The organism is Sphingomonas sp. AOB5 (assembly GCF_029433115.1).
In the GTDB taxonomy this organism is placed as follows: Bacteria; Pseudomonadota; Alphaproteobacteria; order Sphingomonadales; family Sphingomonadaceae; genus Sphingomonas.
The window spans coordinates 1-24,140 of the sequence record NZ_JARNTV010000011.1 but is presented as its reverse complement, the minus strand read 5'-3'; the positions used below and the strand labels follow the sequence as shown (position 1 = coordinate 24,140).

27 protein-coding genes and 1 pseudogene are annotated in these 24,140 nt (G+C 65.7%); 7 read left to right on the top strand and 21 right to left on the bottom strand.

What is annotated here, in order from left to right; translation table 11 throughout:
* Window positions 1-600, top strand: a complete 600-nt coding sequence (locus P1X14_RS07085) for a TIGR02466 family protein (RefSeq protein ID WP_277314625.1) — start codon at window positions 1-3, stop codon at window positions 598-600.
* Between the two features lie 42 nt (window positions 601-642).
* On the opposite strand, the gene P1X14_RS07080 is transcribed toward P1X14_RS07085, so the two are convergent.
* From P1X14_RS07080 to glpD, 4 genes are read right to left on the bottom strand one after another with little or no spacing between them, the layout of a single operon-like run.
* A complete protein-coding gene (locus tag P1X14_RS07080) occupies window positions 643-975 on the bottom strand; it encodes a PilZ domain-containing protein (protein ID WP_277314624.1) in 333 nt (110 codons plus the stop codon).
* A gap of 47 nt (window positions 976-1,022) precedes the next feature.
* Window positions 1,023-1,430 (bottom strand): DUF1801 domain-containing protein, encoded by a 408-nt coding sequence (locus P1X14_RS07075; protein WP_277314623.1) that lies wholly within the window; start codon window positions 1,428-1,430, stop codon window positions 1,023-1,025.
* Entirely contained in the window at window positions 1,427-1,816 is a 390-nt protein-coding gene (locus tag P1X14_RS07070) for a hypothetical protein (RefSeq protein ID WP_277314622.1), read from the bottom strand. Before P1X14_RS07070 ends, P1X14_RS07075 begins: the two co-directional genes overlap by 4 nt.
* The gene (gene glpD / locus P1X14_RS07065; RefSeq protein WP_277314621.1) at window positions 1,813-3,252 is read right to left on the bottom strand and encodes a glycerol-3-phosphate dehydrogenase; all 1,440 of its coding nucleotides are present in this window, start codon (window positions 3,250-3,252) and stop codon (window positions 1,813-1,815) included. Before glpD ends, P1X14_RS07070 begins: the two co-directional genes overlap by 4 nt.
* Before the next feature lie 54 nt (window positions 3,253-3,306).
* On the opposite strand from glpD, the gene rnr reads away from it, so the two are divergent.
* Both rnr and P1X14_RS07055 read left to right on the top strand, forming a co-directional pair.
* Window positions 3,307-5,589 (top strand): ribonuclease R, encoded by a 2,283-nt coding sequence (gene rnr, locus P1X14_RS07060; protein WP_277314620.1) that lies wholly within the window; start codon window positions 3,307-3,309, stop codon window positions 5,587-5,589.
* Between the two features lie 55 nt (window positions 5,590-5,644).
* Window positions 5,645-5,983 (top strand): hypothetical protein, encoded by a 339-nt coding sequence (locus tag P1X14_RS07055; RefSeq protein WP_277314619.1) that lies wholly within the window; start codon window positions 5,645-5,647, stop codon window positions 5,981-5,983.
* On the opposite strand, the gene P1X14_RS07050 is transcribed toward P1X14_RS07055, so the two are convergent.
* Together P1X14_RS07050 and P1X14_RS07045 are read right to left on the bottom strand one after the other, a co-directional pair.
* Window positions 5,970-7,142: a saccharopine dehydrogenase NADP-binding domain-containing protein gene (locus tag P1X14_RS07050; RefSeq protein WP_277314618.1), complete on the bottom strand. Its 1,173-nt coding sequence runs from the start codon at window positions 7,140-7,142 to the stop codon at window positions 5,970-5,972. The two genes, P1X14_RS07055 and P1X14_RS07050, sit on opposite strands and share 14 nt — an antisense overlap.
* Window positions 7,143-7,305: 163 nt before the next feature.
* On the bottom strand, window positions 7,306-7,878 hold the full coding sequence (locus P1X14_RS07045) for a DUF308 domain-containing protein (RefSeq protein ID WP_277314617.1): 573 nt from the start codon (window positions 7,876-7,878) through the stop codon (window positions 7,306-7,308).
* Window positions 7,879-8,018: 140 nt separating this feature from the next.
* Between P1X14_RS07045 and P1X14_RS07040 the strand changes: the two genes are divergently transcribed.
* Complete coding sequence (locus P1X14_RS07040; protein WP_277314616.1) at window positions 8,019-8,483, top strand: MarR family transcriptional regulator; 465 nt, start codon at window positions 8,019-8,021, stop codon at window positions 8,481-8,483.
* Between the two features lie 164 nt (window positions 8,484-8,647).
* Here P1X14_RS07040 and P1X14_RS07035 read toward each other — a convergent pair whose 3' ends face one another.
* Window positions 8,648-10,426: an ABC transporter transmembrane domain-containing protein gene (locus P1X14_RS07035; RefSeq protein ID WP_277314615.1), complete on the bottom strand. Its 1,779-nt coding sequence runs from the start codon at window positions 10,424-10,426 to the stop codon at window positions 8,648-8,650.
* 213 nt (window positions 10,427-10,639) lie between these two features.
* Between P1X14_RS07035 and phaZ the strand changes: the two genes are divergently transcribed.
* Window positions 10,640-11,869, top strand: coding sequence for a polyhydroxyalkanoate depolymerase (phaZ, locus tag P1X14_RS07030; RefSeq protein WP_277314614.1), 1,230 nt, complete (start codon window positions 10,640-10,642; stop codon window positions 11,867-11,869).
* Window positions 11,870-11,888: 19 nt separating this feature from the next.
* Here the strand turns inward: phaZ and P1X14_RS07025 are convergent, their stop codons facing one another.
* The 14 genes from P1X14_RS07025 to P1X14_RS06960 form a co-directional block, all read right to left on the bottom strand.
* On the bottom strand, window positions 11,889-12,380 hold the full coding sequence (locus P1X14_RS07025; protein ID WP_277314613.1) for a hypothetical protein: 492 nt from the start codon (window positions 12,378-12,380) through the stop codon (window positions 11,889-11,891).
* Window positions 12,373-12,741, bottom strand: a complete 369-nt coding sequence (locus tag P1X14_RS07020) for a YkvA family protein (RefSeq protein ID WP_277314612.1) — start codon at window positions 12,739-12,741, stop codon at window positions 12,373-12,375. The genes P1X14_RS07025 and P1X14_RS07020 overlap by 8 nt, the downstream gene beginning before the upstream one ends.
* A gap of 171 nt (window positions 12,742-12,912) precedes the next feature.
* Window positions 12,913-13,392, bottom strand: a complete 480-nt coding sequence (locus tag P1X14_RS07015; protein WP_277314611.1) for a pyridoxamine 5'-phosphate oxidase family protein — start codon at window positions 13,390-13,392, stop codon at window positions 12,913-12,915.
* A 43-nt stretch (window positions 13,393-13,435) separates the two neighbouring features.
* A complete protein-coding gene (locus tag P1X14_RS07010; RefSeq protein WP_277314610.1) occupies window positions 13,436-14,386 on the bottom strand; it encodes a glucokinase in 951 nt (316 codons plus the stop codon).
* Window positions 14,387-14,484: 98 nt separating this feature from the next.
* Window positions 14,485-14,997, bottom strand: coding sequence for a DUF805 domain-containing protein (locus P1X14_RS07005; protein ID WP_277314609.1), 513 nt, complete (start codon window positions 14,995-14,997; stop codon window positions 14,485-14,487).
* A gap of 56 nt (window positions 14,998-15,053) precedes the next feature.
* Window positions 15,054-16,232 (bottom strand): acetyl-CoA C-acyltransferase, encoded by a 1,179-nt coding sequence (locus P1X14_RS07000; protein WP_277314608.1) that lies wholly within the window; start codon window positions 16,230-16,232, stop codon window positions 15,054-15,056.
* 124 nt (window positions 16,233-16,356) lie between these two features.
* Window positions 16,357-16,788 (bottom strand): MaoC family dehydratase, encoded by a 432-nt coding sequence (locus tag P1X14_RS06995; RefSeq protein WP_277314712.1) that lies wholly within the window; start codon window positions 16,786-16,788, stop codon window positions 16,357-16,359.
* Between the two features lie 219 nt (window positions 16,789-17,007).
* Complete coding sequence (locus P1X14_RS06990) at window positions 17,008-17,445, bottom strand: nuclear transport factor 2 family protein (protein WP_277314607.1); 438 nt, start codon at window positions 17,443-17,445, stop codon at window positions 17,008-17,010.
* Between the two features lie 8 nt (window positions 17,446-17,453).
* Window positions 17,454-17,828: a VOC family protein gene (locus tag P1X14_RS06985; protein WP_277314606.1), complete on the bottom strand. Its 375-nt coding sequence runs from the start codon at window positions 17,826-17,828 to the stop codon at window positions 17,454-17,456.
* A gap of 18 nt (window positions 17,829-17,846) precedes the next feature.
* The gene (locus P1X14_RS06980; protein WP_277314605.1) at window positions 17,847-19,013 is read right to left on the bottom strand and encodes a mechanosensitive ion channel domain-containing protein; all 1,167 of its coding nucleotides are present in this window, start codon (window positions 19,011-19,013) and stop codon (window positions 17,847-17,849) included.
* An 11-nt stretch (window positions 19,014-19,024) separates the two neighbouring features.
* Window positions 19,025-20,038: a DNA topoisomerase IB gene (locus P1X14_RS06975; RefSeq protein ID WP_277314604.1), complete on the bottom strand. Its 1,014-nt coding sequence runs from the start codon at window positions 20,036-20,038 to the stop codon at window positions 19,025-19,027.
* 10 nt (window positions 20,039-20,048) lie between these two features.
* Entirely contained in the window at window positions 20,049-21,131 is a 1,083-nt protein-coding gene (locus tag P1X14_RS06970; RefSeq protein WP_277314603.1) for an acyltransferase, read from the bottom strand.
* Window positions 21,128-22,489 carry a putative O-glycosylation ligase, exosortase A system-associated gene (locus P1X14_RS06965; RefSeq protein ID WP_277314602.1) on the bottom strand — a complete coding sequence of 454 codons (1,362 nt, stop codon included), beginning with the start codon at window positions 22,487-22,489 and terminating at the stop codon, window positions 21,128-21,130. The genes P1X14_RS06970 and P1X14_RS06965 overlap by 4 nt, the downstream gene beginning before the upstream one ends.
* Entirely contained in the window at window positions 22,482-22,631 is a 150-nt protein-coding gene (locus tag P1X14_RS06960) for a hypothetical protein (RefSeq protein WP_277314601.1), read from the bottom strand. Before P1X14_RS06960 ends, P1X14_RS06965 begins: the two co-directional genes overlap by 8 nt.
* 85 nt (window positions 22,632-22,716) lie before the next feature.
* Here P1X14_RS06960 and P1X14_RS06955 point away from each other — a divergent pair, with 85 nt between their 5' ends.
* Window positions 22,717-23,955, top strand: a complete 1,239-nt coding sequence (locus P1X14_RS06955) for a TIGR04063 family PEP-CTERM/XrtA system glycosyltransferase (protein ID WP_277314600.1) — start codon at window positions 22,717-22,719, stop codon at window positions 23,953-23,955.
* Window positions 23,952-24,140, top strand: a pseudogene (locus tag P1X14_RS06950) (hypothetical protein); the annotation flags it as partial. The gene P1X14_RS06955 and the pseudogene P1X14_RS06950, both read left to right, overlap by 4 nt.

The following is a 24,140-nucleotide window of genomic DNA, read 5'->3' as shown; positions in this document are numbered from 1 at the left end:
GTGCGGACGCTCTTCGTCACGCAATTGTACGAGCAGCCGCTGGGCGACGAGGACCTTGTCGCCGAGCTTGAGCAATCGTGCCTCCAACTGGCCGAGGACGACGCAGCGGGCCGGCGCTGGTGCCGCGAGCATGGCTATCGCGGCTATACCAGCTACGCGTCGCTCAACGACTTGCCGATCCGCGATCCGGCCTTTGCCGACCTGAAGCGGCTGCTGGACAAGCATGTGGCGAAGTTCGCCGAAGCCTGTGCGTTCGAACTGCGCGGCCATAAGCTCAAGCTCGACAGCCTGTGGGTCAACGTGCTCGACGGCAGGAGCGGACATAGCGGGCATATCCACCCGCACAGCGCGGTTTCCGGCACGCTGTATATCGCCTTGCCCAAGGGTTCGCGCGGGCTGAGGCTGGAGGACCCGCGGCTGGCGATGCTGATGGCCGCCCCGCCGCGCCGCGAGGACGCGCCGGAGCCGCTTCAGGCGTTCGTCGAGGTGACGCCGGAGGTCGGCACGGTGCTGTTGTGGGAAAGCTGGCTGCGGCACGAGGTGCCGGCAGGTAACGCAGGCGCCAAGCGGATCAGCATCAGCTTCAACTATCGGTGGTGATTGGCTTACTCTCCCTCTCCCCTCTAGGGGAGAGGGAATCTCTCAGCAGATCACCAGCGTGAGCGCGCGCATCAGGCTGCGGTCGATCGGAGCGTCGAAGCGGCAGCCGAGATATTCGCCGTCGTTCCAGGCAACCGTTGCCGAGACCGGCTGGTCGGCGCGCAGGCGGAGCCAGATCTTCTCGCCGACAGTGTGGGTCGCCTGACAGGCGAGGCGGCAGCCATAGACGGAGAGATCGTGGAGCATCGCCTCGACCGGGGATTTGTCACGGCCGCTGACCTTGGTGCGGGTCAGCAGGATGAGGTGACGCGTCGTCGCGCGCTGCTCGACCAGCGCGGGTGTGACCGTCCTGAATTGCGTAGCCCGAGTCGCCATAACCCTCCGCCCCGGCGCGAGACTGAGGTTCAGGCTTTAACAAGGGTTTAAGGCGCTGGCGCCATCGCTGCGATCCATTGACGCAGGATTGCGGTGAGCGCCGCGCGGCGGGCCTCGAGGGCGGCGGAATCACGGAAAACCGCGATGGCGCGGTCCTTTGCGGGCCATTTGAGGAGCGACTCGGGATCGTCGATGGCCGGCGCGAGGCCCTTTGCCTTGACGCCGGTATGCAGCACGAGACCGATGCCTGGCGGGCGCAGGTGCATCGTGGCGAAATCGTCACGGCGGTAGAAGCTGGGGGCGTTCCATTTGATCCGTTCGGTGATGCCGGGATGGGCGGCCAGCACGATCTGGCGCAGCAGCAGGATGCCATCCTTGTGCGGGTGATCGAGTGTCGCGAGATACGCGGCAACGGCCTCGGCATCCTTCGCAGTAGGCAGTCCGGTCTTGCTCATCTTGCGCCGCCGTAACCGCGATGATTGCGCTCTGCGATGACCAGCCGCCGGTAGCCTGTCACCCACACCGGTTGCTGATAGCCGAGGCGGCTGGGCGCGAGTGCACAGACGCGGAAGTCGGCCCATAGATCGGGGGTGAAGGCATCGCCCCGCATCCGGTCGAACGTCGCGCGCAGCACTCGCGGCGCCGCTTCGTCGGGCTGGTCGCCGTCTCCGCGGACCCCCAGCATCCGGTTGGTGCCGACGATCCAGATCCGCAGGGTCGGATTGCCGTTATACCCCGACATGCGCCCGCGGACCCAGCGGCACTCGCCGGTGCGTTGCGGTGGCGTCGTCAGATCCTGTGTGGGCGCGGCGGCGAGCATCAGTGCGAGGAGCGCGATCACGGCTTTTCCTCCAGGATCGCGGTGACCTTCGCCGCCGCTTCGGGCGCATGCAGTCCGATCTTGGAGCGGCGCCACAGCACATCCTCGGCGGTGCGGGCCCATTCGCGGTCGCGCATCCAGCGGACTTCGGTGGTGCTGAGGCCGCCGCCGAGATCGTCGAGTTCGGTGACGCCTTCCAGCATCTCGCCGAGCGCTGTTCCATAGGCATGGGCCATGCGCCGCGCGCGGGCTTCGCCGAGGAAGGGCCACCCGGCGGCGACCTTGGCGGCGAACTGGTCGAACCCGGCGATGGCGCCGCCGGGGAAGATGCGGGCGCGGGTCATGGGCTGGGGCGCGATGCCGAGGATCGGGGCGAACTTCTCCATCGCTTCCTCGGCCAGCGCGCGCGCCGTCGTGATCTTGCCGCCGAAGACCGAGAGCAAAGGCGCGCCGGCCTGATCGATCTCGAGGACGTAATCGCGGGTCACGGCCTGCGCCTTGGCGGCGCCGTCATCGTGCAGGGGGCGGACGCCGGACCATTTCCAGCGGACGTCGGCGGGCATCACCTGCTTCGTGAAATAGCGGTTCACCGCGTCGAGCAGATACTGGACTTCCTCGTCCGAGCAGACCGCATCCTCGGGCTTGTCGACCTGGATATCGGTGGTGCCGATCTCGGTGAAACCGCCTTCATAGGGGATGGCGAAGACGATGCGGCGGTCGGGCTGCTGGAGGATATAGGCGTGGTCGCCCTCGAACAGGGTGGGCACGACGATGTGGCTGCCCTTGACCAGCCGGACCTCGGAGCGCGGATCGACATCGACGCGATCGAGCAATGAGCGGACCCATGGCCCGGCGGCGTTGATCAGGCCGCGCGCGGTGACGGTGCGGCCGTCGGACAGGTCGGCCTTCCACACTTCGCCCTCGCGCCGGGCGTCGAGCAATTCGGTGCGGGTGGCGATCTCGGCGCCGTTGGCGGCGGCGTCGAGTGCGTTGGCGAGGGTGAGGCGGGCATCGTCGACCCAGGCGTCGGAATAGACGAAGCCCTTGTGATCGCCTTTCAGCGGATCGGTGAATTCGGTGTCGCCGGCATGCAGGCCGCGCGAGCGGGGGAGGGAGGATTTTCCCGCTAGCAGATCGTAGAGATAGAGTCCCGCGCGGACCATCCACCATGGCCGCAGCGCATGGGCATGGGGCAGGACGAAGGTCATCGGGCGGATCAGGTGCGGAGCGGCGGCGAGCAGGCGTTCGCGCTCGTGCAATGCCTCGCGGACCAGCCGGAACTCATAGGTTTCGAGATAGCGCAGGCCGCCATGGATCAGCTTGGTCGAAGCCGAACTGGTATGGCTGGCGAGATCGTCCTTCTCGACCAGCAGGACCTTCAGGCCGAGCAATGATGCTTCGCGCGCGATGGCGCAGCCGTTGATGCCGCCACCGGCGATGAGCAGGTCATATTCCACGCTTGCACGCTACGCAGTTGGATTGTGGGCCGCGAGTCCCTATCTTCAGGGCCAATGAAAAACCAAAAACCGAAAAACGGGCTGCCCACGCGGCAGCAGATCATCGATTTCATCACCAATTCCGATACCCCGGCCGGCAAGCGCGAGATCGCGCGGGCGTTCGGCCTGCATGCGCAGGACAAGATCGCGCTGAAGGCGCTGCTGAAGGACATGAGCGACGAGGGGCTGATCGACAGTGCCCCCGGTCGTGCCTTCCACAAGATGGGCGGCGTGCCCAAGGTCACCGTGCTGCGCATCACCGATGCCGATGGCGACACCGTGTGGGCGGTGCCCGAGCGCTGGGAAGCCGATGGCGTTCCCATGCCGCGGCTGCGCGTCCGCGAGAAGCGCGGCAAGGGCAATGCGCTGGCCGTTGGCGACCGCATCCTGGCGCGGACCGAAGAGGCCGGGAAGGGCTGGATCGCGCAACCGATGAAGAAGCTGGCGCGTGGCGAAGAGCTGATGCTCGGCGTGCTGCGCGAGGAAGGCGGCAAATTGTGGCTGCAGGGCGTGGAGAAGAAGGAGCGCCGCGACTTTCTGGTCTCCGACGCGGGCGGCGCGGAACCGGGCGATCTGGTGCTGGCCGAAAAGGCCGGGCGACCGCCGCGGATCACCGCGAAGGTCACCGAGATCCTGGGCGATCCGTTCCAGCCGCGCAGCTTCTCGCTGATCGCGATCCACAAGCATGGCATTCCGAACGTCTTCTCGCAGGAACTGCTCGACGAAGCGGCGAAGATCGCCAAGCAGCCTTTGGGCGACCGCGAGGATCTGCGGCATCTGCCCATCGTCGCGATCGATCCGGCCGATGCGCGTGACCATGACGATGCCGTCTGGGCGACGCCCGACGACGATCCCAAGAACGAGGGTGGGTGGAAGGCGATCGTCGCGATTGCCGATGTCAGCTTCTATGTCCGCCCGGGATCGGAGCTGGACCGTGAGGCGCGCAAGCGGGGCAATTCGGTGTACTTCCCGGATCGGGTGGTGCCGATGCTGCCCGAGGTGCTTTCGGCGGACGTCTGTTCACTGAAGGAAGGCGTGGATCGCGCGGCGCTGGTTTGCCACCTGCAGGTGGCGAAGAGCGGGGACCTCAAGTCGTGGCGGTTCGCTCGATCGGTCGTGCGGCTGATCGGCAATGTCGCCTATGAAGACGCACAGACGATCATGGACGGGCCGGGGTCCGAGCGGGCGCTGTTGAGCGACAAGCTGGCGCCGGGGACCGAGAAGCGCGCGGTGATCGAGGCGGCGCTGAAGCCGCTCTGGGATTGCTGGGCTGCGCTGAACAAGGCGCGGGCGAAGCGCGAGCCGCTGGACCTCGATTTGCCCGAGCGGCGGATCGTGCTGGACGAGAAGGGGCGAATCCTGTCGGTCGCGCCGCGCGAACGGCTGGATGCGCACAAGCTGATCGAGGATTACATGATCGCGGCGAACGTCGCGGCGGCCAAGGCGCTGGAAGGCAAGAAGGCGCCGGTGATGTACCGCATCCACGAGCCGCCCGCGCGCGAGAAGCTGGTGGCGCTGAAGGATTATCTCGAGACGTTCGATATCGCCTTTGCGCTGGGTCAGGTGATCAAGCCCGCGACGTTCAACCGCATCCTCGACAAGGTGGGCGATGCGGACTTCCGCGACGAGGTGATGCAGCAGGTGCTGCGCAGCCAGACCCAGGCCTATTACGGCCCGGCGAACCATGGCCATTTCGGGCTGTCGCTGGGCAGCTATGCGCACTTCACCTCGCCGATCCGGCGCTATGCCGATCTGGTCGTCCATCGCGCGCTGGTCGCGGCCTATGCGCTGGGGCCGGGCGGGGCGATCGAGGACGATGCCTCGATGGAGAAAACGGGCACGCACATCTCGCAGCTGGAACGCCGCGCGATGGAGGCTGAGCGGGATACCGTGGACCGCTATGTCGCGGCCTATCTTTCGGCGCATGTCGGCGAGGTGATGGAAGCGAAGATCACGGGCGTGACGAGCTTTGGCTTCTTCGCGACGGTGGATGGCGTGGGTGGCGACGGGCTGGTGCCCGCACGCGACCTCGGCACCGAATATTACCGCTATGACGAAGCCGGACAGCGGCTGGTGGGCGAGCATAGCGGGGACGAGTTCAAGCTGGGCCAGCGGCTTCAGCTGAGGCTGGCCGAGGCCAATCCGGTCAATGGTGCGCTGCGCTTCGAACTGCCGGACGGAAAGGGTTCGGCCGGTGGTGGGGAAGACCGGCATCGTCGCGGCGGGCCGAAGCGGGTGATCAAGCATCGCGGGCGGCCGGCGAACATCCGGCATCAGGGCGGCAAGAAGCGGCGCTGAATTGACCTGAGGCCTTGGTTCCCTATCCTTGGGCGGCACTCAGGGAGGAAACGAGATGGCCGGTCCGGCCCGTGTCCAGATCACCGCACCGCGCAATCCCGATCAGCGGGCGGTCACCGCCTATTTCATGGCGCAGGGCGCGGTGCTGCCCGGCGATGCGGTACTCTATTCGCCTGCCAAGCCCGCGGAGCGCGAGCAGTTCGAGCTGATGGTCCGCAGCGGCGTGATCAAGCAGGCGGGGCAGGGCGGTTATTACTGGCTCGATATCGCGGCCTATAACGCAGACAGCCGCAGTCGGCAGGCGAAGCTGGGCGCCGCCGCGGCGCTGATCGCGGTGATCCTCGCCGTGGCGTTGATGTTTCTCTACCAGGGCGGCTCGCTCACTCCACCGTAAAGGTCAGGCCCGCACGTTCCTCCAGCCGCTTCTTGAGCGGTTCGGGCATCAGCGCGCCGGGGGTCCAGATGCCGCCTTTGCCTTCGGGCACATCGTGGATCAGGCAGATCGCGCTTTCGGCGATCATCTTGCTGGTCGAGCCATAGCCGGGATCACGATCGCCCTTCACCACCGCAGTGACGCGCTGGCCATCGGGCATCTCGGCGATGAAGGCGATGTCGTAGAAGCCGGTCTCGCGCTCTTCCTTCGACGGGCCCTCGCCGGGGGCGGGGCCCTTGTCCGCGTTCATCGGGTTCATCTTGGCGATGGCTTCGGCCGCGGCCTTGCCCATTTCGCCGATGCCGGGGGCGACCATCATCTCGTCGTATTTGAAATTCTCGCCATAGGGATGGCCGGCGAGGAAATTGGTGCGGTGGACATTCTTGGTGTTGATCACCGCCATCATGAACGGCGCGACCCAGCCGCCGACCGCGTCGTCATATTCGGGCAGCATGCCCTTGGGCTGGTCCGGCCCTGAAAAGCCCGGCGTGAGCGCGAAGGGATCGAGCAGGACCTTGAACACCGCGGGGTTCTTTGCCGCTGCCATGGCGGTGGCCTTTCCGCTGGCGAAGGTGCCGCCCGAGAAGGTGCCCTTCATCGCGCGGACGCGGCCCTTCACGCGCGGCGCGGGCTTGCCGAACTTCGCGATGGCGGCCTGTTCCGCCGCCCAGACGCCGAGGTCGAACGGGATGGAATCGAAGCCGCACGAGAAGACGATGCGCGCGCCGCTGGCCTTCGCGTCCGCATCGTACTTGGCGATCATGTCGTGCATCCAGTTCGGCTCGCCGCACAGATCGACATAGCCGGTGCCCGCGGTGACGCAGGCGGCCAGCAGCGCTTCGCCATAGAGCTGGTACGGACCGACGGTGGTGATGACGACCTTGGCCCGCGCGACCATCTCCAGCAGCGCCTGCGGATCGTCGGCATTGGCGGTCAGCAAGGGGGTGTCGGCGGGCGCGCCGATCTCGTCGCGGACCTCGTGCAGTTTGGTCAGCGAGCGGCCGGCCATCGCCCAGCTGATGCTGCCATCGGCGTAGTTGTTGACCAGATACTCCGCGACCAGACGGCCGGTGAAGCCGGTGGCGCCATAGACGATGATGTCGAAATCGCGGTTGGCCATGGCATCCTCTCCTGTTCGCGCTGGCGGAAGTTCACACTAACTTCACACTAATCCACGCTTTTCGCAGTGAGCATACCCGATTTTCGAAAGAGCGGAAGGGGTACCCGCCGCGATAGCAGCAAGAAGATTCCAACATTGCAACCGCGACGGCTACCCCCACCGATCAGGCATGCTGCTGGGCTGTTTTTCTGGACGAAATCGCCAGCAGCAGCGCGGACAGCAGGAAATAGAAGGCGCCGAAAGCCGCATAGGGCGCGATCACGCGGATGTTCGGGACGGCGGGGGCGAGCGAGCCCATGATGAAGAAGACGCTGGCGGTCATCGACTGCGCGCCGCTGAGGATCATCGTCCATTGCGCACCCACCGATTTCCGGCGCCGCACGCCCGTGGCCAGCTGGAGCAGGCCGGACAGTCCCGCCCAGACGCCGAAAATGGCGAGGACCAGGTTCATGCTGTGCCCGATGGCCAGCGCCACGCCGAACGTCGTGGCGACGCTGATCCAGGTGTTGAACGCCTGGGAAGGGTTGCGCGTCAGGCCGCCGCTGCGTTGGGCGTCGACCAGATTGGCCAGTGCATCCCATGCCGGATAGGCGATCAGCAGCACGGTCGCGAGCACGGGATTGCCGGTCGCCAGCGTGAAGGCCGCGGCGACCCATGCGGCGGAAAACAGTCCGCGGGTGAGATAATAGCGGGTCAGCCAATGCTTCGACGCATCGGGGGGCAGGGTGTCATCCATCGGGGGAACTCTCTTTCTATATATATCGCGATAATAATTATCGCGATATGAAATTCCGCTACGAGCGAGCGCAGTGCTTGTCCAGAGAAAAGTTATCGCGATATATAACCCGCGACCTTCCGATCATGAGATCCTGCCGAATGCCCACCAGACCCATGCTGACCCTCGACCAGATCCTGTGCTTCTCGCTGTATGGCGCGAGCATTGCGATCAACCGCGCCTACAAGCCGCTGCTCGACGAGCTGGGGATCACCTATCCGCAATATCTGGTGCTGAACGTGCTGTGGGAGCGCGGCGAGGAGACGATCGGCGGCATTGCGGAGCGGCTCGCGCTGGAATCGAGCACGATCACGCCACTGGTCAAACGGCTCGAGCAATCGGGGCTGGTCGAGCGGCGGCGCAATCCCGAAGACGAGCGGCGGGTGATGGTCACGCTGACTGCCGCGGGCGCCGAGATGCAGGCGCGGACGCAATGTCTTGGCGAGACTCTATTCGCCGCGGCGGGGCTGCCGGTGGAGAAGCTGATTGCGCTCAACCGGGATGTGAAGGCGTTTCGGGATTCGGTAGCGAGTTACACGGCCGAGCGTGAGGCGGATGGGGGCTAAGGGCGTATCCGACCTTCAAATCCTCCCCCGGAGGGGGAGGTGGCAGCCGCAGGCTGACGGAGGGGGAACGCCACAGGCGATATCGCTTGCGGCATCCCCCTCCACCGCTTCGCGGTCCCCCTCCCCCTCCGGGGGAGGATTTGACGCCTGAATGTCGTTTGGCCCTAAGCCGCTTCGCTGAACTGCAGCGCGGCGAGCCGGGCATAAAGACCGCCCTCGGCCACCAGTTCGGCATGGGTGCCGGTCTCCACGATCTTGCCGTCGTCCATCACGATGATGCGGCCCGCGGCGCGGACGGTGGCGAGGCGGTGGGCGATTACCAGCGTGGTGCGATCGGTCATCAGCTTTTCCAGCGCGTCCTGCACCAGCTTCTCGCTTTCGGCGTCAAGCGCGCTGGTGGCTTCGTCGAGCAGCAGGATCGGGGCGTCGCGCAGCAGGGCGCGGGCGATGGCGATACGCTGGCGCTGGCCGCCCGACAGCCGCGCGCGGGCTTCGCCGAGGAAGGGCCAGAGGCCCTGGGGCAGTTCGCGCAGGAACTCGGCGGCGTTGGCGGCCTCCGCCGCGGCCCAGATCGCCTCGTCGCTGGCATCCCAGCGGCCGTAGCGGAGATTGTCGCGCGCGGAGGCGGCGAAGATCACCGTCTCCTGCGGCACCATCGCCATGCGCGCGCGGATATCGCCGGGATCGGCCTGTTTCACCGGCACGCCGTCGATGCGGACTTCGCCTGCCTCGGGATCGTAGAAGCGCTGGACGAGCTGGAACAGGGTCGACTTTCCCGCGCCCGAGGGGCCGACGACCGCGACCGTCTCGCCCGGATTGACGATCAGGTTGAACTCCTGAAGCGCCGAGACTTCGGGACGGGTGGGATAGCGGAAGGTGACGTGATCGAACACGATCGCGCCCTGTGGCGGTTCGGGCAGCTTCACCGGATTGGCGGGCGGCGCGATGTCCGGTTCCTGACCGACCAGTTCGGCGAGGCGGCTGGCGGCGCCCGACGCGCGCATCAGGTCGCCATAGACTTCGGTGAGCGCGCCGAACGAACCGGTGACGAGGCCCGCGGTGATGACGAAGGCCGTGATCGATCCGCCGCTCAGCCGCCCGGCGGCGACTTCGGACACGGCGTTCCACATGATCAGGGTGATGGCGGTGAAGAGCAGGCCGATGACCAGCGCCGTCATCACCGCGCGCACGGCGAAGCGGCGCTTGCCCGCGGCGAAGCTGCGCGCGACGGCATCGCTGAAGCGCTTCGCCTCGCGATCCTCCTGCCCGAATGCCTGCACGATCCGCATCGCGCCGAGGGTTTCGGACGCGAGCATGCCGATATCGGCGATGCGATCCTGGCTGGCGCGCGAGAGATTGCGGACGCGCCCGCCCAGCCACATGATCGGCAGCACCACGAGCGGGATGCCGACGATCAGATAGGCCGCGATCTTGGGCGCGATGACGAACATATAGACCACACCGCCCGCGCCGGTGAGCAGGTTGCGCAGCGCGATCGAGACGGTGGAGCCGACCACCTGTTCGATGATCGCGGTATCCGAAGTGAGGCGCGAGGCGATTTCCGACGGGCGGTTTTCCTCGAACCATTTGGGCGGCAGGCGCAGCAGGTTGCGCTGCACCGCGACGCGCATGTCCGCGACGGTGCGCTCGCCGAGCCACGAGACGAAGTAGAAGCGCACCGCGGTCGCCAGCGATAGCACCAGCACGACCAGCAGCAGCCCTTCGAAATAGACGCCGATCTTGCTGGGATCGGCGTTCGCCGCAAAGCCCTTGTCCACGATCTGCTGGAAGGTGCGCGGGATCCACAGGGTGGCGAAGGACGAGGTCGTCAGTGCCAGAATCGCGATGCAGAGCTGCAGCGGATAGCGCCGCGTGAAGCTCCAGACGATCAGGAGATTGCTGAGCTTGCGTTTCGGCTGGGGCTGGGGAGCAGGGTCGGCCATGTCGCGTGCGCAACTAGCGCGATTGCGGGCCGGGGGGAACTTAGAATCCCGCACTGAGCTCCCTCTCCCAATGGGAGAGGGATTCATGGACTCGAAGAATGGGTATGACAGCGGGATCAATTGGTATTGCTACGGCGTTGCACTGCACAAACCCGGCGCTATAACCCCAACTCCCCCATGGTCGCCGGGGGCAAAGGCGGGGTGGGAAAACCGATGCTGTATAACGCGTATGAATTTCAGCGCTCGCTGCTCGCAAGTGCGAGTGCGATGGCCAATTTCGGGGCCGGGCTGCTCAACAATCCCGCCAATCCCTTCGCCTATCTGGGCGGCGGCACGGTGCTGGCTTCGGCGCTGGAAGTGTTCGCCCATGCCTCGGCGCCGCGCGGCAAGCCCGAATTCGGGCTGGATCGCACCACCATCGACGGCAAGCAGGTCGATGTTCACGAGGAAATCGTGCTGCGCAAGCCGTTCGGCCAGCTGAAGCGCTTCGTGCGCGAGGGTAGCGATGCTGCGCCCAAGCTGCTGATCGTCGCGCCGATGTCCGGCCACTACGCCACGCTGCTGCGCGGCACGGTCGAGCGGATGCTGCCGAGCTGCGACGTGTACATCACCGACTGGCGCGATGCGCGTCAGGTGCCGATCAGCGACGGCCGCTTCGATCTGGACGACTATATCGATTATATCGTCGAGTTTCTCGATCACATCGGCGAAGGCAAGAACCGGCCGCACATGCTGGCCGTGTGCCAGCCCTCTGTGCCCTGCTATGCCGCCGCGGCGCTGATGAGCGCGGACAAGCATCCCTGCCGTCCGCTGACGCTGACCATGATGGGCGGGCCGATCGATACGCGCGAGGCGCCGACCGCAGTGAACACGCTGGCGACCGAGCGGCCGCACAGCTGGTTCGAGAACAATGTCGTGACCACCGTGCCGATGACCTATCCGGGTGCCGGCCGCCGGGTCTATCCGGGCTTCCTGCAGCTTGCCGGGTTCATGACGATGAATCTGGGCAACCACATGATTTCGCACTGGGAGATGTTCAAGCATCTGGTGCAGGGCGACGACAGCAGCGCGGAATCGACGATGTCCTTCTATGAGGAATATCGCTCGGTCTGCGACATGACCGCCGAATTCTATCTCCAGACCATCGAAGTCGTGTTCCAGACGCACGCGCTGCCCAAGGGTGAGATGAAGCATCGCGGCCGTGCGGTCGATGCGGGTGCCATCACCGACATCGCGATCCTGGCGATCGAAGGCGAGAAGGACGATATTTCGGGCCTGGGCCAGACCAAGGCTTCGCTGACGTTGGCGACCAGCCTGCCCGAGGCGATGAAGCAGTATCACATGGCGCCGGACGTGGGCCATTACGGCATCTTCAACGGATCCAAGTGGCGCAACCGGATCGCGCCGGTGGTCGAGCAGTGGATGGCCGCGCACAGCGGCTGAGCTTCCGGAACCGGCTGCCTCACGGCTTCGGTAAGCAATGCTCCTTCGCGACCTTGGTATAGATCAGCGTCGAACTGTCGGTCGTGACCTTTGTGAACCGCCGGAGGTTGCCGAGGTCCGACGTCCGGCTTCCGTCCGGTTCGACGAAATCGAGAAAGGTGCCGGTGGCGCCTTCCGGCGCGAAGTAGCTCCGCTTCGGCTCAAGCGGCGGCGTCGAGATATGATAGGTATAGCGATCGCCATCCGGCCTTAGCGAGAGGGTTGCTTCGGCAGTCATCACGATTCGGGATCTGATCTCCTCGAGATGGAAATCGACCCGGTCGGGCTCGTCCTGCAGGATGTGCATGCCCGTCTCGTCCAGCAGGATCGGCGCGGCTTTCGCCGTCGTGTAGCAGCCGAATGCCCGGCTTTTGTCGAGTTCGGCTGTCGGCATGACGGTAAAGATGATCGCCGCAAGGACGAATCCCAGCCATGCGCCGATGACGAGCCGTTTCTTGAGGCGGTCAGTCATAGGCGAAACTGGCGGCGCTCCAGATCAGCCAGGCGGCCGCGGCCCAGATCGCGACCACAATTGCTATGCCCCAGCGCGATACCGGCCGCTCGGCGGCGGTCTGTGCGGTGGCGCGATGCTCGGCGAGGATCGCCGGCGGCACCATCTTCTCGAACAGCCAGACGCCGAGCGGGATCAGCACCGCATCGTCGAGCAGGCCGAGGATTGGGATGAAATCCGGGATCAGGTCGATCGGCGACAGCGCATAGGCGGCGACCAGCAGGCCGAACAGCTTGGCAAGCAGCGGCGTGCGGGAATCGCGGACGCTGAGCCAGACGGCGTGCGCTTCGATGCGGATGCGATGTGCGAGGGAAGGGCCCATGGGGCGGGGATGGGGATGAAGACACGGCGGGTCAAGCATGTGCGATCCTCCCCCGGAGGGGAGGTGGCATGCGAAGCATGACGGAGAGGGAGAGCCCCAAGCGGTATCGCCTGCGGTAATCCCCCTCCACCGCCTTCGGCGGTCCCCCTCCCCCTCCGGGGGAGGATTGCGTTACAGCGCAGTCTCGACGTGCCTGCCGGCTTCCTCGCCGCTGATCTTCTGACCCGTAAGCATCTTGAACTTGCCGAGCAGGGATTCGTCGCCTTCCCAGATTTCGGCATCCTGAAGCTCGAAGCGAAGCATCAGCAGGTTCGGATCGTTGCGGCCGCCATCGAACCAGGCCTCGACCATGTTCGACCAGTATTTGTCGACTACGGCCTGATCGGTCTCAGGCGTCAGATTGCCGCGGATGCAGGCGAAGACCTTGTGATCCTTCGACGTGAACTGGGCCATGGCAGGGCCGCCGGGGGCGACGCGATTGTCGCGGCGGGTGTAGAACCAGAATTTGCTGCTGGCGTCCTCGTCGAGGATCGCGGTCATCGGTTCGGCATGCTGGTCCACGCCGGTGAGGGAGACCATGACGAAGGGGCTCTTCGACAGTTTCTCCCACATGCGTTCGCGGACATCGGCTGGGTTGGCGGTTTCGTCCATTGTCTGCTCTCCTAAGGGGTTGGAGGCAGAACGGGCGGGCGGATCAGGCGTTCCCCAGCGCAGCCGCCGCGCCGATCAGCTCGAGGTCGCTATGGTTGACCAGCGCGACGGGCACTTCGCCGAGCTGGCGGCGGAAACTGGCCTTGGCCTCCATCCGCTGGCGGAAGCCGGGTTCGGTGAGGTGGCTACGCAGCGCGCGGCCGATCGCGCCGGTGACGAACACCCCGTCCCACGCGCCGAACGCCAGCGCGAGATCGCCGGCAAAGGCGCCGAGATATTCGGTGAACATGCGCACCACCGCGGTGCAGGTCGCGTCGCGGCCGGCGCCGCCGGTCACGTCCTCGGGCCTGAGCAGCTTCTTGCCGCCGCTGAGTGCCTCATGCGCGAGCAGCAGGCCGAGCGCGCTCAACAGCGTTTCGGCGTCGACGGCGATGCCGCGCGACTTGCAGAAGTCGGCGAATTTGCGCTCGTCGGCGGTGATCGGGGAGAAGGCGATATGGCCCGCTTCGCTCTGGACGGGGACGAGGCGATCGCCCGCGGTGACAAGCGCCGCGACGCCCAGCCCGGTGCCGATGCCGATCACGACATAGTTGCCGCCGGGCCTGACATCGCGGGGCATCGGGCCGCGCAGGGGCGTGAAGGCGCTGGCGGGAAGCTGCGTCAGCGCGAGCGCGTTGGCGGCGCATTCGTTGAGCGCGCGCGGGCGTTCGCGCAGCACCGCTTCGACGCCGGAGAGCGAGATGTACCAGCGGCTGCCGGTCAGGTTGATCAGGTCGCCCCGCGCCGCGCCGGCCACCGCAAGGACGCTGGGCAGGCGGGCATCGCGCAGGTTCATGGCGGTGAGATAGGCGATCAGCGCGCTGGTGAAGGTGGGATGCTCGGCGGTCATGAACTTGCGGACTTCGTGCGGGCCCATGCCCAGCTCGCCGCCGGTCAGCCCGAACCGCACCGATTGGCGGCCGATATCGGCCACCAGCGCCACGCCTTCGCGCATCGCCTGTCCTCCCCATATGCCGCCCGCGCTTGTGCGAGGGCTTGCATTGGTAACGCTAACAGGGGTGGGTCAAATGACAACGAGTATTTGCGGGCGGGTCAGCCGGTGCGCGGATCGGGGCCGTAGCGGTTGGGGCCGTCCTGGGGCGGGATCAGGGATATGACCAGCATCGCGCCGATACAGGCGATGTAAGCCACGGAGAGGAGGGTCGTCGTCACGCTGCCGACGGGGTGAAAAGTCCACAACAGGAATCGGAATGACGTGCCATATTGCTGCTGTGGTTGCGCAGCGACGCCGAGGATGATCAACCCTGCCAGGCCGTACAGCGCCAATGCCCACCGGGCCGAGCGGCCCTGATCGTGCAGACGGCGGACGAGGAAGGTGGCCCAGAGATAGCCCACCACGCCGTTAATGATCATACTGACCGCGTTCGGCAGCACCACGTACAGACCGGCAAAATGTAGCAGGGGGATGGGCAAGGAGAGAACGATGCCGATCAGCCACAACAGGACCAGATCGCTTCGCTGCGCACGCCCGGTGAACAGGAACAGGCCGAGAAACCGTTCGAGATACGGCCGGGTCGCTGGTGCAGGATTCTGAGCGGCATCCATGACCGGAACGTGCCGCGTGGGCGCGTTCCGGTCAAATCAGATGATGCAGGTTCGGATCAGAGGACCTCGAACAGCCCCGCAGCGCCCATGCCGCCGCCGATGCACATCGTCACGACGACGTACTTGGCGCCGCGACGCTTGCCCTCGATCAGGGCGTGGCCGGTGCAGCGGGCGCCGGTCATGCCATAGGGGTGGCCGATCGAGATCGAGCCGCCGTTGACGTTGAGCAGTTCGTTGGGAATGCCGAGCACGTCCTGGCAGTACAGCACCTGCACCGCGAACGCTTCGTTCAGCTCCCACAGGCCGATATCGTCCATCTTGAGGTTGAAGCGCTCGAGCAGCTTGGGGATGGCGAAGACCGGGCCGATGCCCATCTCGTCGGGCTTGGTGCCCGCGACCGCCATGCCGACATAGCGGCCGAGCGGGGTCAGGCCGCGCTTCGAGGCGAGCGACTCTTCCATCAGCACGCTGGCCGACGAACCGTCCGAAAGCTGCGAGGCGTTGCCCGCGGTGACGGTGCCGTTCGGCAGCACGGTTGCGAGCGACTTCAGGCCTTCCAGCGTGGTGTCGGCGCGGTTGCCTTCGTCCTTGGTGAGGGTCACTTCCTTCTGGGTGACTTCCTTGGTCTCCTTGTTGACGACGTTCATCGTCGCGGTGACCGGGACGATCTCGTCGTCGAACTTGCCCGCGGCCTGGGCGGCGGCGGTGCGCTGCTGCGACTGGAGGGCATATTCGTCGCAGCGATCGCGGCCGATGCCGTAGCGCGCGGCGACGACTTCGGCGGTCTGGAGCATCGGCATGTACACGTCGTTGTGCATCGCCAGCAGCTCGGGATCGGGCGCGACGCGCATCTGCGGGGTCTGGACGAGGCTGATGCTCTCGAGGCCGCCGCCGATGGTGATGTCCATGCGATCGACGATGATCTGCTTGGCGGCCGTCGCGATGGCCATCAGGCCCGAGGCGCACTGGCGATCGAGCGACATGCCCGAGACGGTGATCGGCAGACCGGCGCGAAGCGCGACCTGACGCGCGATGTTGCCCGCGGTGCTGCCCTGCTGGAGCGCGGCGCCGAACACCACGTCATCGACTTCGGCGCCGTCGATCCCGGCACGCTCGACCGCGGCCTTGACCGAATGGCTGCCCAGGGTCGGAGCGGGCAGGTTGTTGAACGCACCGCGATAGGCGCGGCCGATCGGGGTGCGGGCGGTGGAGACGATGACTGCGGAGCGGGGCATTGGTTTTTCCTTCTTTCTTGCTCCCCTTCCGCTTGCGGGAGGGGCTGGGGGAGGGCTTGCCGCCGCTCCGTTACCTTTGAGGGACAGGCCCTCCCCTAACCCCTCCCGCAAGCGGGAGGGGGACTTAGACGTAGAACAGCGAGATCCATTCGGCGATCAGCGCCGGCTTCGGCTCGCCTTCGATCTCGAGGGTGTATTCGTTGACCTGCTCCCACACGCCGGGCTTGCGCTCGACGAACTTGAGCAGCTTGAAGCGGCCACGGACGCGCTTGCCCGAGCGTACCGGGGTGATGAAACGGGTTTTGTTGCCGCCGTAATTGACGCCCATCTTCACGCCCGCGACCTTGGGCGCATCCGTCATGCCGGACAGGACCGGCATCAGCGAGAGCGAGAGGAAGCCGTGCGCTATGGTGCCGCCGAACGGGGTCTTGGCGGCCATTTCGGGGTTCACATGGATGAACTGGTGATCGCCGGTCGCCTCGGCGAACTTGTCGATCATATCCTGGGTGACGGTAAGCCAGTCCGAGATGCGTTCGGTGCCGATGCTTTCGGCCATTTCCTGAACGGTGATCGTATCCACTAGGACTATCCCTCCCGGCGCCCTTCCGGCGCGCTATGGGCGTCATCTAGTGAGGGGTGGGGGTAGGCCGCAAGTCCCTCTAGACCCGAAACACGAAAATCATGCCGGACGTAGCGTCAGGGCGCCCATGTTCTCGGGCAGTCGAATTGCTCTTTCCGAACCCGAAATTCGAAAACTCGTCCGAGTCGCGTCGAATCAGTCCTGTGGGGTAAGTCCGGTGAGCGCCTTTTCGCTGCCGTCCATCGCCATCGGGACCGAAGTGTGGATATGGCCGATCTTCCATGCATCCTCGATCCGACGCAACATGATGGTGGCGCGGAACCAGAGGCTGGAGGGCGCTTCGCCTTTCTTGGTGCCGGTCATCAGCTGGAGGCAGTGGAGCACGGCGAGGTCGCCATCGTGGAAGATATGCACGCCGGTATGGGTGACGCGCAGATCGTCTTCCCAGGTGTCGAACCAGTCGCGGATGCCATCCGCGTCGAGCAGGGTCGCCGAATTGTGGAGCAGCGGCGGGGCGAGATCATAGCCAATCGCGTCCGCGGCATAATCGGCGACGATTGCCTCGGCATCGCGGCGGCGGATCGCATCCTCGTAGCGGGTCAGGATCGCCTTGATGGTGTCACGGTCACTCATGACGGGCCTCACATCGCGTTGAAGTGGAGGATGTTGCCGTCGGGGTCCTTGAACCAGACCGCCCTGAAGCTGCCCACGCTATGGACGCCGTCGTGCAGATCCATGCCCATGTCGGGATATTCCTCGAACCGCACGCCATTGCCGCGCAGTTCCTCGACCACCGTGTCGAAATCCTTGCCGGCGTCCCACGCCACGGCATTGGCGCGGTTGGTGCCGGCTTCGGCCGAGCGATAGACGCCCAACTGGGTCTTGCCGGTGCGGAAGGTGAGGACCTCCTCATTCTCGTCGATCAGGTCGAGGCCTAGCGTATCGGCGTAGAAGGCGCGGGCTCGCGCGAGGTCGGCGGTGGCGACGATGGGCGTTGCGGACAGGTCCTTGAACATGACGTCTCTCCTGCGGTTTCAGTCCTTCGCGGGCGGTGCCTCCAGCGGCGTTTCGAGCGGATAGGGCGGGATCAGCGTGCCGTCCGGCGCTGCGGTGAAGGCCGTCTGGGTGGGATAGGGGATCGTGATCTTTTCCTCGGCGAAGCGGCGGAGGATGCCGAACAAGATCTTGTCGCGCACCACCTGCGCCTCGGGCATGTCGTCGCCGGGCACGTCATATTCGATCATGAAATCGATCGAGCTGGCGCCGAACCCTTCGGTGCTGGCGCGCGACAAATGTCCACCTGCCGCCTCGACGATCTCCTTCATCATCGCGGGCAGCGCCTCGAGCTTTTCGAGCGGCGTTTCATAGGCCACGCCGATGGGCAGCTTGATCCTTGTGTGGTGACGCAGCGAGAGATTTTCGATCAGCTTGTCGAGCAGTTGCTTGTTCGAGACGATCAGCTCCTCGCCGATGAACGAGCGGATGCGGGTGGACATCAGGCCGATGGCGACCACCGTCCCGCTGCTGCGATCGAAGCGGATCTTGTCGCCGACGCGGAAGGGGCGGTCGAACAGGATCGTCAGCGCGGCGAACAGATTGGCGAAGATGCCCTGCGCCGCCAGACCGATGGCGATGCCGCCGACGCCGAGACCCGCGACCAGGCCGGTAACGTTCACGCCCAGATTGCCGAGCACCACCACCACTGCGATGGCGAACAGCACGACGGTGATCAGGATGCGGATGATGCCCAGCGCGCTGGTTAGGCCGCTGCCGTGGTAATTCTCGGCACTGGTCTTGTGCTCGATCGCGCCGAAGATCAGCTCGCGCACCCAGATCGCCGCCTGGAACACCGCCGAGATCGTGAAGAGGAAATTGATCGTCGTCGCGACCATCGCCGGCGGATTGGCGTAGCTGGTGACCAGCTTGATCGAGAGCATCAGGATGAAGAAATGCCCGGTCTTGCCGAGTGCGCGGCCGATCACCGCATACCAGGTCTGCACGCCCTGACCGCGCTCGCACAACTTCATTCCCCAGCGGCGCACCATGTGCAGCGCGAAGAACACCGCGACGGCGACGCCGGTGGCGATCACGATGTTCAGCCAGTGCGACTGCACCCAGATTGTCGCGTCCTGAAGGAAGGCCTGTGTTTGCTGGTGCAGGTCTTCACCCGTGGGGAGAGGGGCTTGGAAGTTGGTGGTCATGAAATTCTTTCTCAGGCTGCCCTGGCGATGGCCGGCGCTTCACCTTCGAGGAAGGCGATCAGGCCGCGTTCGGCACGGCTGAGGTAGCGCGTGGCGCGCGGGAGATGAAGACGCTCCCGAAACGAGTCTTGCGCATCGCGATCCCGGGCCAGCGCGATCAGCGCGGGATGGACATAGGATTTGCGGGCGATGGCAGGCGTGTTGCCCAGCGCTTCGGTGACGGGTTCGAGCATCGCCTTGAGGCCCAGATAGGAGTCCGCGTTCGCCAGCGCCTCGAACGCGATCACGCTGGCGCCCCAGGTGCGGAAATGCTTGGCGGTGAAATCGTCGCCCATCGCTTCGCGGATGTAGCAATTGACGTCGGTCGAGGTGACCGGATGGCACTCGCCGGCTGCGTCGCACCAGCGGAACAGATGCTGGCCGGGCAAATCCTGGCACTTCTTGACGAAGCGGCTGAGCGAGCCGTCGGTGATGGTGAGGATGCGCAGCTTGCCGGACTTGGCGCGGAACTGGAGGCGCAGGGTGCTGCCCTTCACCTTGGCGTGGCGCTTGCGCAGGGTGGTGGCGCCGAAACTCTTGTTGGTCGCCGCATATTCCTCGTTGCCGACGCGGATGCTGCCGAGATCGAGCAGGCGGACGACCGCGGCGACAGCCTTTTCCTTGCACAGGCCGCGGCGCTTCAGGTCGGTTTCGACCTTCGCGCGCAGTTTCGGGAGATGTTCGCCGAAGCCGGCGCAGCGGTCGTACTTGGCCGCTTCCTGCGCTTCGCGGAAGCCGGTGTGGTAGCGATATTGCTTGCGGCCGCGATCGTCATAGCCGGTCGCCTGGATATGGCCGCGCGGATCGGGGCAGAACCAGCAATCGCGATAGGCGGGCGGCATGCCGATGCGGTTGAGCCGGTCGATTTCGTCGCGATCGGTGATGCGATTGCCGTCGGCGTCCCAATAACCCCAGCCGTGGCGGACCTTCTTCCGGCTGATCCCGGGCTGCTGGTCGTCGACATAGAGGATGGATGGGGACGTCATGGGTCCCGGTTCAATGCGCGGTGCTGGCCTTCGTTCCGAAGGGGCGGGGGAGTTTGATCGTATTGATCCAGCGCTGCGCCGGGCGTTCGACACCGTGATAGAGTGCGATGGAGGTGACCAGCACCAGCGCGAGATAGAGGGCGACCAGCGGCCAGCCGACGGCGTGCGCGTCGCTGACGAACACAAGCTTGAAGGCGAACCACAGGAGATAATGGCCGAGATAGGTCGCGTAGCTGATCTCGCCGAGATAGTGGAGCGGGGCGGCTTCGAGCGGGTTGCCGCGGCGGCCTGCGCTCAGGGCCAGCGCGAGCAGCGCGGCGGCGAAGGCGGCGGGGACGGCGAGGGTTTCGGGCAGTGCGTCCGCCAGCCATCCGGCGAACAGGATGGCGGCGAGGGTGGTGGCGATCAGCGCGGGCTCGACCCAATGCTCGCGCCAGCGCAGCCACAGGGCGCACAGCGCGGTGCCCGCGGTGAATTCGAGGATGCAGCGGATCAGGCCGAGCTGGGGGATGAACTTGCCCAGCGTGTCCGCGCCCGCCGCGACGAAGACCATGTGGAGCAGCACGAACAAGGCGGCGATGGCGGCGAGGATCATCGTCGTCGGCACGCGGCGCCAGTCGATCGCCAGCGCGACGAAGGGGAAGACCAGATAGGCGCCCAGCTCGCACGAGATCGACCAGGCGGGATCGTTCCAGTTGAGCGTATCGGTGAGGCCCCAGTTCTGCAGCAGCAGGACGTGGAGCGGCAGCTCGGCGAAGGGGAAATGCGCGGCTTCGCGGCCTGTGGCGGCGAGCAGCAGGGCGAGGGCGACGCCGCCTGCCAGCACGAAGATGTGCAGCGGCCAGATGCGGGCGATGCGGCGCTTGAGGAATTCGGGGATCGCAGCGAGGCCACCGTCGCGGATGCGGTCGGCATAGCTCAGCCAGATCACGAAGCCGGAGAGCAGGAAGAAGAAATCCACTGCCAGATAACCCTTGGCGAAGAAGGCGAGCGCGGGGGCGGGCAGGCCGTCGACGGCCAAGCGGATATGGTAGAACACCACCAGCCATGCCGCGATGCCGCGGACCGAGGTGAGCGCGCGCAGCTCGTTCATGCGGTTGCCGCCACGGTCGCCGAGCGGACTTTGCGAAGCGGGCGCCACGAGGCGGCGGCGCGCTTCTTCGCGCAATAGACGTCGAGGCCGATCTGCGCGCCGATCAGCATGTAGACGAAGGGCTGGAAGGCGATGGCGATGAACACCGCGCCGAGCAGATAGATGATGTTGGCCGATTGCAGCGCACTGGCCAGCGGGGCGATCCACGCATCCTCACCCTCGGCCTTGCGGTATCGCCTTCGCAGGACTTCCATGCGGAAGATGCCGCCGACATTGATCAGCAGCCAGATGAACAGGCCGAAATAGCCCTGTTCGCCCAGCATCTCGAAATAGGCGCTGTGATAGGCGCGGGCGGAATCGACTTCCATCGTGCGCTCGACCGTGGCCTGCGCGCCGTCCTTCTCGACATTGACCTTTTCGTAGCGGATGCGGTTCTGGCGATAGGCTTCGAAGCCGCCGCCCATCGGGTGCGTCTTCACATAGTCCATCGTCCATTGCCACACGGCGACGCGGGTCGAGGCGGAGCTGTCGCCCTTATAGGTCTTGATCGTGCCCATCCGTTCGAGGAACGCCTGGGGCAGGAAGGGCACGGCGACGATGCCGAGCGTGATTGCCGCGCCGACATAGACCATCTTGCGCTTGGCATCGCGGAATAGCAGCAGCCCGAGCAGGCCGATGCACAACAGGCCGGTGCGGGTCGAGGTGCCGACCGGGATCAGCAGGCAGGCGAAGACCAGCGAGAAGCAGAAGATCTTCACCTTCCAGTCCGGCTTGAACAGCGTCCCATGCTTCGTGAACCACAGGATCAGCGGGATGATGCAGATCGCCACGGTGGAGATGGTCGAGCCTTCGTAGAGGCCCGAATTGTTGGTGATCATCAGGTTCAGCTCGCCATAGCCGCCGCCCGAGCCGAGCGTCTTGATGCCGCCGGTGATGATAATGGAGGCCGCGGACGCGACCATGAACAGCAGCAGCGCCTCGATCCGGAGGCGGGTGCGCAGGGTGAAGGGGAGGAAGAAGGCGAAGGCCAGCGCCTTCCACACCCAATCCCATTTATCGAGCGCCTCCACCGGGAAATCGGCGTTCTTGGTGGTGTAGAAGCACCAGGCGAGCAGAACGAGGATCAACACCTGTCGCGGGGCAATGCGCAGGTCCTTCTTGTCGTCCGCGACCAGCCATCCGCCGACCGCGAACGCCACCGCCATCAGCGATACCGGCACCGAATTGAGCAGGACATAGGTCAGCCGCTGGGGCGAGACGATGTCGATATAGGCATAGGCCAGCACGAACAGGAACGGCCGGTAGAAGCCGAACCCGAACAGCGCCGCCAGAAAGACGAGGAAGGGGATATCATGCACCGGGGCGGCCCCATCGGCGCTTCTTGGTCACGGCCTTGTCCTCCGGCGATTCCTCGCGATCGAGGTCAGGACGGCGCAGCAGCAGGATCGCGGCGAGCATCATCAGCCCATGGCTGACGGCTAGCGAAAAATTGTCGATCATCGGCCTGTCACGCGCTCCTGTGCATGAGCGGCATACGCGTGCGCGGTTGACGCGCCGTTAAGGAGGGTCGTGGCAAGGAAACGCCATGCGCGTTCTCCACCTTCTCGACCACAGCCTGCCGCTGCACAGCGGGTACACCTTCCGCACCCGCGCCATCCTGAAGGCGCAGATCGCGCGCGGATGGGATGTGGCGGCGGTAACCGGGCCGCGGCATGGCGATTTCGCCGATCCGATCGAGGAGATCGACGGGCTGCGCTTCTTCCGCACCGCTGCGGTGAAGCCCGCGCCGGCGCCCTTTGGCGAGATGCGCGAAGTCGCGGCGTTCGCGCGGCGGATCAAGCGCGTGGCGAAGGAATTCAAGCCCGACGTGCTGCACGCCCATTCGCCGGTACTGAACGCGATGGCGGGGCAGCGTGCGGCGAACCGGCTGAAGCTGCCCTTCGTCTACGAGATCCGCGCCTTCTGGGAAGACGCTGCGGTAGGCAATGGCGACGGGCGCGAAGGTTCGATGAAATATCGCGCCACCCGCGCGCTGGAGACGCGCGCCGTGAAAAAGGCCGATGCGGTCGCGGTGATCTGCGAAGGGCTGCGCTGCGACCTGATCCGGCGCGGGATCGATCCGGCGAAGATCTTCGTCTCGCCCAATGGCGTGGACCTGACCTTGTTCGGCGAGCCGTTGCCCTACGATAACGATCTGGCGAAGACGCTGGGGATCGAGGGGGCCGAGACGATCGGCTTTATCGGCAGCTTCTACGATTATGAGGGACTCGACGTCCTGATCGACGCGATGCCGCAGCTGGTGGCGTGGCGCCCGGCGATGCATCTGGTGCTGGTCGGCGGCGGCCCGTGCGAAGCGGCGCTGCGGGCGCAGGCCGCAGCCTCGCCGGTGGCCGACCGGATCCACTTTATCGGCCGCGTGCCGCACCATGAAGTCGAGCGCTATTACTCGGTCGTCGACGTGCTGGTTTACCCGCGCAAGCGGATGCGGCTGACCGACCTCGTCACCCCGCTGAAACCGCTGGAAGCGATGGCACAGCAGCGGCTGGTCGCGGCGTCGGACGTGGGCGGGCATCGCGAGCTGATCCGCGACGGCGATACCGGCACCCTGTTCCGTCCGGACGACCCCAATGCGCTGGCGCGCGCGGTGGCGGGATTGTTTGCCGATCGCGATCATTGGGAGGCGCGTCGGGCACGGGGCAGGGCGTTCGTGGAGGCCGAACGAAACTGGTCGCTGAATGTCGGCCGTTATGAATCTGTTTACCAAAAACTCGCCAATATCGCGCCCGTGAAGGACTCGTGGGCCAAGGCAGCGGTGAAGGCATGAATCTGGGCGTAGCGACGCTTGGCGGTATCGTGATGGGCGTGGCGGCTGCCGCGGCCATGGCGATCGCGCCTGCGCCGCTGATCGAAGGACTGGTGATGGACAGTGGCCTGCCCGCCGTCCTTGCCGCCGCCGAGCCGCCGTTGGGCATGACTGCGCGCGCCGGCCTCGCGCTGGGCGTGGGCGGC